This is a genomic window from Mycobacterium sp. (assembly GCF_036273375.1).
GTDB lineage: Bacteria > Actinomycetota > Actinomycetes > Mycobacteriales > Mycobacteriaceae > Mycobacterium.
Genome location: NZ_DASUHS010000253.1, coordinates 1 through 13,549, shown reverse-complemented (window position 1 = coordinate 13,549; position 13,549 = coordinate 1). Strand labels below are relative to the sequence as shown.

The window sequence follows — 13,549 nt, the reverse complement described above, 5'->3', positions numbered from 1 at the left end:
GGCGACTGGGTGGTCATGCACTATCTGTCGGCGAACAGGGACGAATCAGCGTTCGAGCACCCACAGGAATTCGACATTCGACGCACCGACGCCGCTGAACACGTGGCATTCGGCGGCGGCGGCACCCACTATTGCCTCGGTGCGCAACTGGCCAAATTGGAGATGCGGGTGATGCTTGAAGAACTCTATGGACGGCTGCCCGACCTGGAAGTGATCGGGCCGCCCTCGCGGCTGCGGTCCTCGTTCTTCCATGGAATCAAACGCCTGCCGTGTTCGAACGGACTTTGACCCCGGCGAAACCGTAAGCGGTGTCGGGAGCCGTTGCACGAGCCTTCGCCAAGGTAGTGGGCACAGCACAACGTTGCGTACGAAGTGAGGCCTATGGGAGCCGCGACCACCGCTGTAAGGCGTTGCCGCTGCGGTGGGCACCAATTCGTCTCAATTCCTTGCGCGGCCAGTGATAACTGGCAGATCGAATGTCGAGAGCACACCGGGACGCGCCGCCACGACGCCCGGGATGGCGTTGACTGCGGGCATGGCAGTTGTCGTTCCGATATCGAATTCGTCGAAATCTGCTGGCATGAACGACATCTGGAGCCGAACGTTGGGTTCGCCATCGACTCGGACCACATAACCGTTGGTGAGTTTCCACTCCGGCTCTTGCGAATGCCCGAGCGTCGATCCGAGTGTCCACTGGGTGCGAAACTCTGCTACTTCGGCGCCATTCGATTCTCCTGTCCACGTGGCGTCCACGCCGCAGACAGTGCCTGCGGCAATTCGCATGTAGCCGAGATCGCGCTCACGCAGCGATACGGCGCATGAGACGTTCAGACGGATGTCATCGAGTTCGACGCCGATGGCCCGTGCCATCAGAGCAACTGTTTCCAAGTAGTCGGGTTCGGCTTCTAGCAGGGCAGTTTTGATCGTTTCGGTATCAGGGGGACCCCCGAATCCGTAGCCTGACCAGGTGGGGCCGTTGTCGTAGAGGAAGCAGTCCAGCGACTCGGTCACGCTGATGCGGTTTACGTGCCGGCACAAGGCCGTCGCGGATAACGCGAGCGTAGGTACGTGCATGGGGTTGCATCCGGTGCCGACCAACGTCGCGCCACCACGTTCGGCGGCACGGGCCAGCCTTGCCCCGGCATCCTCGGGATAAAACTCTCCGGTGACGAGCCGAGCCGTCGTAACGACATTTATTCCACTGGCGAGCATGCACTCGAGTTCGGCGATATCGGGCCAATGAGGCATGTACACAAGGCAATCCGGCTTCAACGCGATGATCGCGTCGATGTCGTTCGTTGCACGGACCCCGTTCGGAGCTCGCCCGACAAGCGTGCCCGCGTCTTGTCCGATCTTGTCGGCGGTGTACGTGTAGAGGCCGACAAGGTCCAGCCTGGGATCGTCGAGGATGGCGCGGATCGCGCTGGCGCCGACGATGCCGCTGGTCCACTGGACGACGCGGATGGGTCGGCTTGCACGGCTTGGCCCGGCAGCAGAATCCGAAACGTCAGACATCCCATACCACCTCGAGCCGGCTGGGTGAACGCATCAACGTCCCCTCGATGGTCGGTGTTTCGGCATCGGGATTCAACCGCACATTGGGCAACTCGAGCAGCGCATGAACCAGACTCTCCGTTTCGAGATTCGACAGGTGCTTCCCGATGCAGAGGTGCGCGCCATGGCCGAACGCAATCGCTGGGCGGTGTGGGCGGCGCAGGTCGAAACGGTCCGGATTTTCCCATCGCGACGGGTCGCGATTCGCGGCACCGAGCACGACGACGACTGTCGATCCGCGCGGAATGGCGACTCCGGCGACTTCGGTGTCACGGGTCGCGCGTCGAGGTACGAACTGCAACGGCGTCTCCCACCGATTGACCTCATTGACGGCGGCAGTGAGTGCGGCAGGATCGTCGCGGACAAGTTCGAGCTGGTCGGGGTTGGCGAACAGTGCCGCCAGCAGAGTCGACGAGGACCGGTACGTCGTCTCGGCGCCGGCGGGCAACAACAATCGCAGAAACGAATAGATCTCTTCGTCCGTGAGCCGCTGGCCATCATGCTCGGCGTGGGCGAGCACCGAGATCAGGTCGTCGCGGGGTGCGATCCGACGGTCGGTGAGCACCGTTGCGAACATGTCGCCAAGCGCGCCCGCGCTGGCTTTTCCTTTCACTGGGTCGGCGACCAGTGTAATGAGTTCAATTGCCGCGTAATGGAATTCTGCGTACTGAGATTTGGGCAGCCCGAGCATCGCAGCGAATGTGCGCATCGGGAAATCGAAGAGGAATCCGCGCACCAGGTTGTCTCGCCCGGCGGGGCGCAAATTCGTGATCATTTCTTCCAGTAGCGGTGTCACGACGGACTTTTGCCACCGAGCCATGGTCTTGGGGCCCAGTGATGGCTGTAGCAGAGCACGATAGCTGCGATGCTCGGGAGGGTCCATTTCGATTACGGATCGACCCATGACCGTACCGGCCAAATCGGCATGTGCTGAGCTGCTGAAGGTTCCCGTATCGAGGAGCACCTCGACGGCGGCGTCGTAGCCATACACGCTGAAGGTGGTCGGTGTGCCGTCGTGATTACCTGGCGCGCCCAGGTGTGGCGCGCCCGGATGCACCGGGGCTTCGGTGCGTAGCTCGGCGTAGAGCGAATGCGGCGAGGGCTGACCGAATCCCACCAGAACATTGAAGTGTTCAAACAATCTCCACGCAGCATCGGAGCGGTTGGCGGAGTGGGTCACAAGTTCAGATGCAGGTTGCATGTCAGCTACACTAACAGGCAATGACGCGTCAGCAACAGGCTCAGGCGACACGTGCCGCGATCATCGCAACCGCGCGCCGATTGTGGGGCGAGCGTGGCTTCTTCGCGACAAGCACATCGGACATCGTCAACGCCGCAGGCGTCGGTACGCGCGGTGCTTTCTACGCCCATTTCGCCGATCGTGAGGAGCTGTTTCTAGCGGTATTCGAGGATGTGCACAGAAGTCTGGCCGCGCAGCTCGACGAGCGGATCGACACAACCGCTGATGCGCTGGAAAGTTTGCAGTCGGTACTTATCGACTTCCTAGACCTGGTCGCTGTGGCGCCCGACGTGCGGGCGCTGCTCGTCGACGGACCCGCGGTGTTCGGACCGGCGCGATGGCACCGCGCTGAACAAGCCCGCGGCCTCCAACCCATCGAGCAACGCCTTCGCGCCGCGATCGAAGCCGGTCTCGTCGATGAACAGCCCATCGGGCCCTTGGCGCAGATCCTGCTGATGCTCGTCAACGACACCGCGCTGATGATCGCGGCGTCCGACGACCCCGCCGATGCTCGCCGTGATGCCGGTGCCGCGCTGTCGCGACTGGTCGCCGGACTCAGAGCGCCTGGACGGCCCCGACGCGCCGCGGCGGTGCGCACCCAGCACTAGGGAGGGCGTCAACCGCCTTTGGCGGACCGCGGTGAAACGTCTCATTTTGCGGGTAAACCCGCAGCCGCACGAATCTCTCTGCGGGCCGCCGCACGGTCGGCATCGGGAAAGATGTAGTGACTGAGGGCAATTCGCGCGATCGCACCGGCAACGTCACGGGGGGCCACAACGGTATTGATGCCGTCCTCGCGGGCGCACCGCCGCAGAACCGCCCTCAGCGCTTCGGTGATCATCGGCAGTACCCGTGCCATCTGCTCGTTGGCGAAGCCCGGTTCCAGGTCGATCAGCCGCCCGGGCGGCTGATCCTTCACGAAGGTCGCTACCACCTCGACCGCGGCTTCCAGTCGCGCGACTCCGGTGACCCGGGAGATGGCCTCGTCCATGACCAAGTTGAAACGCCTGTACTCACGCTTGCCCAGCGCGTCGATCAGTTCCTCTTTGGACACGAAGTAGCGGTAGATTGTCGGGCGCGACACACCGGCCAGGATGGCGACATCCGAAAGCGATAACCTGCGGGCACCTGTTCGCAGTATCAGCCGATGGGCCGCATCGAGGATGCGGTCGGCGAGATCTCCGGGGTCCGAACCCGATCGGCGCGGTTCGACAATCGACACGACGGCTACACCACGTTCACTGGGCTCAGCTGAGTCGTCCGAGTTCGCGCAGCCACGGAATCAACAGCCGCAGCCCGTCGTCGAAGGACATCGGTTCGTAGCCGAGCCTTCTGCTGGTCGGGTTGTCGTTAGTTCTGGGCCTGCGGCCGCCTTTGGCTGCGGCTTTTGCGATTGCCATCAGGGTGGGCCCGAACTCGGCGGTCAACGCTTCGGGGTCGGAACGGTAGTCGAGATCTTCGACACGGTGCTCGATTCCAGCGATCTCGCAGGCACGGTTGATACCGGCGGCGGTGCTGATCTCGGCCTCGGGCTGACCGATCAACAGGTAACGCTCGCCGGCCGCACCCCGGTCCAGCGCGGCGATCGAGCCCTTCGCAACGTCAGCCCCGGCCACCCACGTCACCGGGAAGGCGAGGTACCGCTTGATCCGTCCGCGCATTCCGGCCAGCAGCACCCTGTTGAAACTGGTTCGGTGCAGGGCTCTTTCGACGACCAATCCCGGACCGAAGATCGCACCCGGATGACAGGTCAACACGTCGTCGCCTGCAGCTGCCCGTTGTTGGGCTTCCCGGAAGGCAGCCAGCTTTGTGACGGTGTAGGGGTCGTTGGGTGGGTTTTGAAGCACCGGGGCCTCTTCGAAGTCGCGATCGGTGGTGAGGTCGAAGAATGTGGAGGTGCTCAGGGCGACCACCCGACGCATCCCGTGGGCCTTGGCCGCATCCAACACGTTCGTGGTTCCGACCATGTTGACGGCCTTGAAATCGTCCAGGTCCTGACTCGCGCCTCCCAGGAGGGCCGCACAGTGGATTGCCGCATCGGCACCCTTGGCAGCACGGAGCACGTCGCCGGCATCGCTGATGTCGCCTTTGATCAGTTCGACGCCGATCCCGGCCAGCGCCGCGGCTTCGTCGGGGTTGCGCACCAGGACACGAACGTTGTCTCCCCGTTCGATCAGCTGTTCGCAGACATTGCCGCCGGTCTGCCCGGTGGCACCGGTGACGAAAATCGTGTTTGCCACAATCCGCCTCGCCTCCGTTACGAACAGGACAGTTTGAGTATCAACTGTAACATTCGAGCTGGCTTTTGCCATACAGTTAAGCGATGACTGTTGAACCATCGAAGATCCTCTTAACCGACCGCGTCGCGGTCGTCACCGGCGGCGGTGCGGGCATCGGCCGGGGCATCGCGGCGGGGCTCGCCGCATTCGGCGCGAAGGTGGCGATCTGGGAACGCGATGCCGAAACCTGCGCGTCTGCCGCGGACGAGATCGGCGCGCTGGGCATCATTACCGACGTGCGTGACAGTGCCGCGGTAGGCGCCGCGCTCACGCGGACCAATGCCGAGCTGGGCCCGGTCACAATCCTGGTCAACAATGCCGGTGGGGTTTTCTGGTCGGGGATTCTCGACACCAGCGAAAACGGCTGGGACGCCCTGTACCGGGCGAACCTGCGCCACGTCTATCTGTGTACCCAACTTGTCGCCCGCGGCATCGTCGAGCAGAACCTGTCGGGCAGCATCATCAGCGTCACATCAATCGAGGGCGTACGCGCCGCGCCCGGATTCGCGACCTACGCCGCGGCCAAGGCCGGTGTCATCAACTACACCAAGACCGCCGCCCTCGAGCTCGCCCCCCACGCCATCCGTGTCAACGCCCTGGCCCCCGACATCACTCTCACCGAAGGGATCACGCAGATCGCTCCACCCGGGAGCGCGGAACGTTTCGGCCTCACCGTCCCGATGGGCCGCGCCGGTCACGTCGACGAGATGGCCGGTGCAGCAGTGTTTCTCGCATCGGATCTGTCCAGCTACATCACGGGCCAGACCATCCACGTCGATGGCGGCACCCACGCCGCCAGTGGCTGGTACCACCACCCCGAGACCGGCGCCTACGCGCTCGGACCGACCGGCATCTGATCACATGCCGCGCACCGAACCGATTCCGATGAACCGGCTGTCCGCCAAACGCCCTCAACGACTCCGGCCAGTCGTCCCCCGTCATCGTCTACTCCCCGGGCCAGGTCCGAGGCCGGAATGCGGGTGGCCGCCACGGCGCAACAGGTTCACGGCTGCATCGGAATCGACAGCAACTATCCGTTGTTCCGATTTTTCCTGTGGGCCAAGCGCAATGGGCTCGCAATGGGCTCGGCCCCTGCTACCCGCTACCGGCGCCCTGACCGAGGCCGGGCGTTTCCGCGTGCTGTCCCACCGACGATTCGCCGGTGACCACCTCGGGGAAGTGACGCGCCAGGGTTCTGCGCACCCCGTCCCCCCATGCAACCGCGCAGGATCCGATGAGCTGCTCGCGGTGCGTGTTGTCCGAGGCGAACGAGTCGAAGGTGAGTTCGGATTGGACATAGTGTGGCGTCGCCCCGGTCAGTTCGCCGATGTAGTCGCAGAGCTGGACGTGCGACACCGCGTCATCGCCCGCCCAGTTGAGAACAGTGACGGGCAAGGAGGCCACACCGAAGAGGGGACCGCTCGCCTGCTCGGCGATATCGTCCTCGTGAATGGGGGAACCCCAATTGTCGTGGCCGAAGGGCACGCCAATTGGTTGGCCGGCGAGCATCTGCTGGCAGTACATCACCGGCACACCGCCGTGGCTGGCCATCCCGTACCCGATGTTCATCCGGGCGATGGTGCTGGGTAGATCGAGCATGTGGGCCGCGGCGTGGACGACGCCCTCGCACGCAATCTTGGCGACGGGATAGCTCGGCATGTACGAGGCCAAGCCCCCGAGCGGATCCTTCTCGGCGTAGAGGTGGCCGGGCTCCTGGGGCTCGTAGACGGCCGACGCCGACACGAATACGAAGGACTCGGCTTTTCGGCAGTGCTGCATCAGCTGCCCGGTGCTCTGGGCATTGACGCGAACCGCAGTGTCATGCACCGGTTCTGCGATCAGGAAGGCCGAGTGTAGGACGTGGGTGAAATTGTCGGGCATCTCCGAGAAGTCACCCGATTCGAGCGACCACCGGCAGGTCCTGATGCCCAAATCCTCTATCTCTTTGCGCAGTGCGGGGTCACTAAAACGCGCGGCACACCAGACCTCGTTATCGCCTGCCAATCGCTCCGCGATCGGTCGTCCGATCTGACCGGTCGCGCCCGTGATTAGAATCTTCTTGTCTGACAACACAGTTCACTCCTCAGTCACGTACCGGCGAGAATCTCAGCGTGCGAACCGTTTGTGAACGGCGCGACGGCGAGCCGAAAGGATCCGCGCCCGCTCTTCGGCGGTGATCATTTTGGTGTCTGCGGGTAACGCCGAGCCGACGTCGTCGAACGCCACCAACCGGACCGTGGGTGTCGGCGCTGTCTCCGTCCGCACGCAGCGCAGGATCATCGCGCCGTTGCTGTGGCCCGCGGTGTCCAGCCAGTTAGCGACGCCGGGGTCCCGGTCGCTGAGCACTACCCGCACCATCCTGTCCGAATCCACCGCGGCCTGATGGGCGTTGAGGCTGGACTGATGGCGGCCGTAGTGGATGGTCTCCCACCAGGGGTTGCCCAACGAGTAGCTCCAGTAGACGCCTTTGGGGGGCTCGACCTCGAGGATCAACGCCTCGCCGGGGTTAAGCGCCCAACGGCCTATCACCGGCCTGTTCTCGGCGGCGGCGCCCATCGAGGTGCGGTCTATTCCCGGCAGGAAGCCATTCTCTGGGGGCGCCGCACCGAAGTCGAGGAAGAACTTGGTGTTGTCGTGCACGAAATCACCGAGCGCCGCCAACTGCCGCGTCACCGCCACATCGAGGTCGACGGAGCGGTCCTTGACCGGCACCGCGTCGCCGATCCGCTCGATCTGCAGCGACGAGGGCACCTCGGTGTCCCAGTCGTAGAAAAAGTGACGGACTGTCAGCGTCGGGTGATCACCCTCGATCGGCATCCAGTTCCCACTGCGCTCGTCGGCGGACAGGATGATCTCGAAGTTCCCGTCGGCATCGACCTCGAGTTCGTCGACCAGTACGTTGCTCGTCGACACGATGCCGTTCATCGTCTGCAGCCCGACGTAGCGCGCTGTGCCACGGTTGCCGAACAGACGGTAGCTCTCTCGCCCGCGCATCGCGGCACCGGTGTACAGGCCGTCCGGGCACTCCATCCCCCAGGTGATGCGATCATCGGTGCTGGTGGCCTGCACACTCAGGATCGGATCGGACTCCACCCGCAACGCTGTGTCGATGCCAGCGGCAAGCAGCACCAACAGATGCCGCATGCCGGAGGCAAGATCGATCCGGTTGCGACTAACGGGGTCGGATTCAACGATCTCCGCCGACCGCTTCAAGCCGTCGAGCAGATGAGACCACGCCTGTGACAACGACATGTCGTCGACCCCCGGGGCACCGTCCATCGACGCCTCGGCGATGGCGAAAGGCAACCAAGCCATTGGCTTCTGTTCGTCAGCCACATTTCCTCCGAGTGCTCGCTAATCTGAAAACAATGTTTTCATTTTCCAGATGGGACGACTATCACACCGCCATGGGACGGTTGTCAACGGTGCGGTCACGCGGTCTCGACAAGCAGATTCAGCTGAAACCGCGTCGAGGTGAGACCTCGCTGCCCGAATCAGCAACCGAAGTCTCGTCGAGTTGCCGGCCAGCTTGGGACTGCGACGCCCGACACATATATCACCTATTGGGCTGCAACAGGATTGGCAGCTTCGCGGTTTCTCGCAACAACATGGACGCGCCCCTTCGCGCAGGCGTCGGGCATATGCGACTCCTTCGTCGCGGCGGCGGCCTCAGACGAAGTCCGAGCCGCCATCTACGTTGACCGTCGCGCCCGTGACATACCCGTTTCGCCGTGACGCCAGATAGGTTGTGATGGAGGCGATTTCCTCCGGCAGACCGGCCCGGCCGAGGTCGCACGGCTGGTGAAAGTTGTCGTCGATCCACTTCATCACGTGGACGGGGTTCGTCGCGTCGAGTCCCTCCGCGGCCAGAATGTCTTTGAGGTTCTCGGTGAAGCTGGCGGTGACGATGGTGCCAGGGCAGACGCAGTTGACCAGAATGCCGTCCTTGGCAAGGCTTTTCGACAGGTTCTTGGTCACGCTGCTCAATGCCGCCTTCGACGCGGTATAGGCGACGATCCGCGGGTTCTGCCGCTGGATGGAGTGCGCTGACAGTGTGACGATGCGTGCCCATTCTGCGGTTCTCAGCATCGGCAACGCTGCCCGGATCGAGCGCACCCCAGACATGGTGCCCAACGCGAACGCGGCATCCCATTCGGAATCGTCCATCTCTTCGAAGTAGCCGTCGCCCGGGCCGATCGTGTGGACGAGACTGTTCAGCGCTCCCCAGCGCTCGCGGACTTCCTGGAATCCCGCCGCGATCGAATCGCCGGCCGACATGTCGACACTGATGCCCACGGCATCGGGCGCACCAGCAGCCAGGAGTGATTTCGTGGCGGCATCGAGAGCTTCCCGACCCCGGGCCATCACCGCGACTTTCGCCCCTTCGGCGGCCAGCGTCTCGGCGATCGCCAAACCCATACCTTTACTGCCGCCGGTGACCACCGCGGCCGAACCTGCCAGACCTAAGTCCATGTTCTCCCTATCTCCCTGGACGCACCCGTTTGGATGCGTTGCGCTTACGCTGTTCTCCGCCGATCGCGATGCGCTCAACGATGTCTTCGATGGTCCCGGGAGCGACGCCGAGCCCGCGCAGGCAGAAGCGCAGTACGTGCGCTCGGAGGTCGTTGAACTCGCAACCCGTTGTGGCCCATTGGCGTTCGACATTGGACCACACCACGCCCTGGATCGAAAGAGCCTCAATTTCGGGGTCGATGTCGCTGAACAGCCGCGCATCCCTTCCGTGTCTGAGCAGCTCGACGAGCGGACGCAGGATCTCGCGATACGCGGGTCCGACCAGCTCGGGTGCAGCGAGCATCTGCGACTGAGCTTCCAGCGACAGCTGACGCAGGTCCGACCGGATCTCTACGTTGAACGCCAAATCCAGCCGACCGTCGATCCAGGCGACCACCGCGTGAACGGCGTCCGGAGCAGCCGCCATCCGCTGTCGCAATCGCAACACCTCAACGTGTGCCATCTCCAAGAACAGCGCCGACACCAGTTGATCCTTGGAGTCGAAGTGTCGGTAAAAGGCCCGGGTGCCCAGTTGCGTCCGGGAGAGCACCTCGGCGATGCTGAGCGCGCCGACGCCCTCTTGCCGCACGAGTTCGGTGGCCGCGGCCAGAATCGCGGTACGCACCTGCGGATCGGGCGCGAGCTTCTTTCGCCCCCCCGAACTAGTGGATGACATACCGCAATTTTGCACCTCGCTCGTACGGGTCAGGCGGATGCGTCGTAGGTGGCCAGGTACTGGCCGAAGGCTTCGTGTACCTGCCCCTCCGTCAGGCCGTAGTCGGCCAATTCGTAGGTGTGGGTGCCACGCTGTCCCGGCTTGTGGCTGTCAGCCCACTCCTGCACCTTCGCGCGCGCTTGATCCGTGAACTCCAGACCTAGTTTCTTGTAGCTGTCGGCCACCGTCTTGACGGAATCGGCCTGCAGATCCGCGAATGACACGTCGACGAAACGGTCGTCGCCGAACTTTTCTCTGAAGTCCATGGCGCGGCCGATGCCCTTGACCCACCATGCCAGCTGTTCGGCGCCCAGTTCGTGCGGGTCTTTGCGATCGCTGCTCCAACTGCGGATGTAGGCGATGAGGCTGCAGACCGACCCCAGCACCTTGGCCGGATCCCGATGGCTCCAAAGGAATTTCGCGTTCGGATACGTCTCGACAAAGGATTCCAGCGCGAACATGTGCACCGGTGTGCGCAGGTGCCACAAATTCGGCTTGCAATGCCACTGCAGCAACTTGAGCACCTGCTCGTGGAATTGATAGGTCTCGCGCATGTCGGTTCCCATCAACCACTCGACATAACTCGGGACGCGGACCACCCCGTCGAAATGATAGGTGCGAAAGCTCATTCCCATCAGATCCTGGCACTCGGTCGCGGCTTCGGGCCCCGTACTCATCATGGCCTTGAAGTCCGGGAACATGCTGTCGATCATCGCGATTCCCTCGGCGGCTTGTGCGATCCGCGGATCGGTGTACTGAGTGTCAGCTTCCGGCGGGGGCGTGGGCGCCTGCGATTCCCAGGTTCGCAACGACCGGAACTGTGGATCGTTGGCTATCAGCTGCCCCAACGCCGTTGTACCCGTTCGGGGCAACCCGAGGATGACCACCGGGCCCTCGATCACCTCCTCGGCGATCTCCGGATGCTGTTTGTACGTATCTACGATCTTCAGCCGCTGGATGAGCGCGTTACTGATCGTGGCGTGCTGCATCACATTGCCGAGGTCGTTGAGATCAGCCTCGTTGTTCAAGGAGTCGACCGTCCGCTCGAGACCTTCGCGATAGTAGGACGAGCCGAAATCGTCCAGGCCGGTGGCGTTGCGTGCTCCCTCTTCCAATTCATCTGCGGCGAAGCTCATCGGTAGAACCTTTCGTGTACGGCGCTGCGACGCGCTTCGATGACCCGGGCACGGTCCTCTGGCGTTGTCATGGTGGTGTCGGACGGCAATGCCGAGAGAACCTCGCCGAACGCGACGACGCGTGTGTTCGGTACGGGGGCGGTCTCGGTGCGGACACAGCGCAAAAGCATGGCGCCGTTGCTGTGCCCGGCAGTGTCAAGCCAATTCGCCACGCCGGGATCCCTCGAAGCGAGCACGAAGCGGGCGACGCCGTCAGGATCGACGACCACTTGATGCCCATTGAGGCTCGACTGGTGGAGCCCATAGTGGATTGTCTCCAGCCACGGATTGCCCAACGAGAGGCTCCAGTAGACACCCTTCGGAGGTTCGAACTCCAGGATCAAAGCTTCGTCGGAATCCAACTCGAATCGCCCTATGACAGGCCGATTTTCGGCCGCTGCGCCCATCGAGCTCATGTCCATCGGGGGCACGAAGCCGTTGGCTTCGGGCATGGCCCCGAAGTCGAGGAAGAACTTCAGGTTGTCGTAGACGAACTCCCCCAACGCGTAGAGCTGGCGCGAGACCGATATGTCCAGGTCGACCGAATGGTCTTTTGGCTCGACGGCGTCGCCGATACGCTCAATCTTCAACGAAGCCAAAGTTTCGGTGTCCCAGTCGTATAAGAAGTTTCGCACCGTCAGTGTGGGATGATCGCCAGCGAGCTTGAGCCAGTTCCCTTCGTGCTCGTCGGCCGAGAGGATCGCCTCGAAGTTTCCGTCGGCGTCCACTTCGAGTTCATCGACGAGACGATTAGTGACAGCCGTCATCCCGTCCATCGTCTGCAGGCCTACGTAACGGGCAGTGCCTCTATTGCCGAATAGCCGATAGGTCTCACCCGCACGCATGCTGGCATTCATGTAAACGCAATCCGGACATTCGAGGCCCCACGTCACGATGTCGTCCATCTTGGCGCGGGTAACCGCGAGGACCGGGTCAGGGTCCACACGCAGCGCCGTATCGATTCCGACCGCGAGCAAAACCATCAGGTGGCGCATCCCCGACGCATAGTCGATCCGGTTCTTGTTGACCGGAGTCGACACCACCAGTTGCTCGGCTGCGGTCAGCCGCTCGTGCAGGTGGGCCCATGCCTCGGCCAATTGCGGGTCCTCGCCGCCACTACCCGACAACGCCGTCTCGGCGATCGTGTGGGGCAACCACGCCATCGGGTTCCTCCACGCCGTCGGCGCCTGCTCATCAGCCACGGTTCCTCCGCCTCCCGCGCGCTGCTGTGCGCAGTTTCGAAAGCATCATTTTCGATTGGTACGTACGCACTGTTGCATCGAATGACGCCGGTTGTCAATGAGGCACTGCCGCCGGTCGACTGGGCGTTCCGTGGGTCGTAGCCTCTGAGCTCGGGGTCCACTCAGTGTGCATCTCTCCACCACCCAAAGCTGATCGACAGCGCATCGACCGACCTGGGCTCTACACGACAGCCACCGACGAGTTGGCCACCCGTAAAGTTTGGGGGACGTGGACAAACACGGATCCGCAGAAATATCGGCGCACTGATCCTGGCCTGTGGCTATTCGGTCAGGTCAAGCGCAGCACGCACAATCGAATCGGTGTCGATGCAGTGGTAGCGATAGATGTCGCCGAGATCACCTGCTTGGCCGAACTTGGTGACTCCCAACGACGTGCTGGGCACTCGGTTGATGGTGGATAGGAATGACAACGTGTGCGGGTGTCCGTCGAGCACCGTAACCATCGGCGCGGCTCGTTCGACCGAGAAAACTTGGTCGAGGACCCATGATGGCGCCTCCGCGAGCCCGCGCCTGGCCTGCACCGCCTCGAATAGCCGACCCGGGCTGGTAACACAGACCACCTCAGCGCGAATACCCAACTCCGCGAGCCGTTCTGCGGCCTGAAGTGTTTCGGTGATCATCGCGCCCATTCCGACGAGCGTGACGGCCGGCTGCTGCGAACCGCGCACTATATAGGCGCCGGCTAAAACCTGTCGCCGACGCCGTTCGCGAGCGGCCGGGTCCGACGGCACCGCGGCCAAGGACTGGTCGACCGGGCGCGTGGAGAGTCGCAAATACGATGAACTGCCATCCGGGCGCCCCAGCCGCGAAAT

14 protein-coding genes and 1 pseudogene are annotated in these 13,549 nt (G+C 63.1%); 3 read left to right on the top strand and 12 right to left on the bottom strand.

Annotated features, from left to right (window positions below):
• The coding region (locus VFW69_RS22690) for a cytochrome P450 (RefSeq protein ID WP_526504835.1) at positions 1 to 288 on the top strand (288 nt) is incomplete at its 5' end.
• A gap of 150 nt (positions 289 to 438) precedes the next feature.
• Here the strand turns inward: VFW69_RS22690 and VFW69_RS22685 are convergent.
• Entirely contained in the window at positions 439 to 1,515 is a 1,077-nt protein-coding gene (locus tag VFW69_RS22685; RefSeq protein ID WP_526504833.1) for an NAD(P)H-dependent amine dehydrogenase family protein, read from the bottom strand.
• On the bottom strand, positions 1,508 to 2,671 hold the full coding sequence (locus VFW69_RS22680) for a cytochrome P450 (RefSeq protein ID WP_526504831.1): 1,164 nt from the start codon (positions 2,669 to 2,671) through the stop codon (positions 1,508 to 1,510). Before VFW69_RS22680 ends, VFW69_RS22685 begins: the two co-directional genes overlap by 8 nt.
• Positions 2,672 to 2,775: 104 nt before the next feature.
• On the opposite strand from VFW69_RS22680, the gene VFW69_RS22675 reads away from it, so the two are divergent.
• A complete protein-coding gene (locus tag VFW69_RS22675) occupies positions 2,776 to 3,402 on the top strand; it encodes a TetR/AcrR family transcriptional regulator (RefSeq protein WP_526504829.1) in 627 nt (208 codons plus the stop codon).
• Positions 3,403 to 3,443: 41 nt separating this feature from the next.
• Here the strand turns inward: VFW69_RS22675 and VFW69_RS22670 are convergent, their stop codons facing one another.
• The 3 genes and pseudogenes from VFW69_RS22670 to VFW69_RS22660 all read right to left on the bottom strand — a co-directional run bounded on the left by VFW69_RS22670 (position 3,444) and on the right by VFW69_RS22660 (position 5,034).
• Positions 3,444 to 3,878 carry a TetR/AcrR family transcriptional regulator gene (locus tag VFW69_RS22670; RefSeq protein WP_526504841.1) on the bottom strand — a complete coding sequence of 145 codons (435 nt, stop codon included), beginning with the start codon at positions 3,876 to 3,878 and terminating at the stop codon, positions 3,444 to 3,446.
• A pseudogene (locus VFW69_RS22665) lies at positions 3,879 to 3,932 on the bottom strand (hypothetical protein); the annotation flags it as partial.
• 109 nt (positions 3,933 to 4,041) lie between these two features.
• A complete protein-coding gene (locus VFW69_RS22660) occupies positions 4,042 to 5,034 on the bottom strand; it encodes an NAD-dependent epimerase/dehydratase family protein (protein ID WP_526504827.1) in 993 nt (330 codons plus the stop codon).
• Positions 5,035 to 5,117: 83 nt separating this feature from the next.
• Here VFW69_RS22660 and VFW69_RS22655 point away from each other — a divergent pair, with 83 nt between their 5' ends.
• Positions 5,118 to 5,930: an SDR family NAD(P)-dependent oxidoreductase gene (locus VFW69_RS22655; protein ID WP_526504825.1), complete on the top strand. Its 813-nt coding sequence runs from the start codon at positions 5,118 to 5,120 to the stop codon at positions 5,928 to 5,930.
• Positions 5,931 to 6,168: 238 nt separating this feature from the next.
• Here the strand turns inward: VFW69_RS22655 and VFW69_RS22650 are convergent, their stop codons facing one another.
• The 7 genes from VFW69_RS22650 to VFW69_RS22620 all read right to left on the bottom strand — a co-directional run.
• Entirely contained in the window at positions 6,169 to 7,146 is a 978-nt protein-coding gene (locus tag VFW69_RS22650; RefSeq protein WP_526504823.1) for an NAD-dependent epimerase/dehydratase family protein, read from the bottom strand.
• 33 nt (positions 7,147 to 7,179) lie between these two features.
• Positions 7,180 to 8,388 (bottom strand): DUF1214 domain-containing protein, encoded by a 1,209-nt coding sequence (locus VFW69_RS22645; RefSeq protein WP_526504839.1) that lies wholly within the window; start codon positions 8,386 to 8,388, stop codon positions 7,180 to 7,182.
• A 354-nt stretch (positions 8,389 to 8,742) separates the two neighbouring features.
• On the bottom strand, positions 8,743 to 9,546 hold the full coding sequence (locus VFW69_RS22640; RefSeq protein ID WP_526504821.1) for an SDR family NAD(P)-dependent oxidoreductase: 804 nt from the start codon (positions 9,544 to 9,546) through the stop codon (positions 8,743 to 8,745).
• A gap of 7 nt (positions 9,547 to 9,553) precedes the next feature.
• Positions 9,554 to 10,261 (bottom strand): TetR/AcrR family transcriptional regulator, encoded by a 708-nt coding sequence (locus VFW69_RS22635; RefSeq protein ID WP_526504819.1) that lies wholly within the window; start codon positions 10,259 to 10,261, stop codon positions 9,554 to 9,556.
• A gap of 29 nt (positions 10,262 to 10,290) precedes the next feature.
• Positions 10,291 to 11,436 (bottom strand): sulfotransferase, encoded by a 1,146-nt coding sequence (locus VFW69_RS22630; RefSeq protein WP_526504817.1) that lies wholly within the window; start codon positions 11,434 to 11,436, stop codon positions 10,291 to 10,293.
• Positions 11,433 to 12,638 carry a DUF1214 domain-containing protein gene (locus tag VFW69_RS22625; RefSeq protein WP_526504837.1) on the bottom strand — a complete coding sequence of 402 codons (1,206 nt, stop codon included), beginning with the start codon at positions 12,636 to 12,638 and terminating at the stop codon, positions 11,433 to 11,435. Before VFW69_RS22625 ends, VFW69_RS22630 begins: the two co-directional genes overlap by 4 nt.
• A gap of 359 nt (positions 12,639 to 12,997) precedes the next feature.
• On the bottom strand, positions 12,998 to 13,549 hold a 552-nt coding region (locus VFW69_RS22620), incomplete at its 5' end, for a transketolase-like TK C-terminal-containing protein (RefSeq protein WP_526504815.1).

What these genes read in the sequence shown, in the direction of transcription:
- VFW69_RS22630 (WP_526504817.1), bottom strand. Translation starts at nt 11,436, where the DNA reads ATGAGCTTCGCCGCAGATGAATTGGAAGAGGGAGCACGCAACGCCACC.
- VFW69_RS22635 (WP_526504819.1), bottom strand. Translation starts at nt 10,261, where the DNA reads ATGTCATCCACTAGTTCGGGGGGGCGAAAGAAGCTCGCGCCCGATCCG.
- VFW69_RS22645 (WP_526504839.1), bottom strand. Translation starts at nt 8,388, where the DNA reads ATGGCTTGGTTGCCTTTCGCCATCGCCGAGGCGTCGATGGACGGTGCC.
- VFW69_RS22685 (WP_526504833.1), bottom strand. Translation starts at nt 1,515, where the DNA reads ATGTCTGACGTTTCGGATTCTGCTGCCGGGCCAAGCCGTGCAAGCCGA.
- VFW69_RS22655 (WP_526504825.1), top strand. Translation starts at nt 5,118, where the DNA reads ATGACTGTTGAACCATCGAAGATCCTCTTAACCGACCGCGTCGCGGTC.
- VFW69_RS22640 (WP_526504821.1), bottom strand. Translation starts at nt 9,546, where the DNA reads ATGGACTTAGGTCTGGCAGGTTCGGCCGCGGTGGTCACCGGCGGCAGT.
- VFW69_RS22625 (WP_526504837.1), bottom strand. Translation starts at nt 12,638, where the DNA reads ATGGCGTGGTTGCCCCACACGATCGCCGAGACGGCGTTGTCGGGTAGT.
- VFW69_RS22675 (WP_526504829.1), top strand. Translation starts at nt 2,776, where the DNA reads ATGACGCGTCAGCAACAGGCTCAGGCGACACGTGCCGCGATCATCGCA.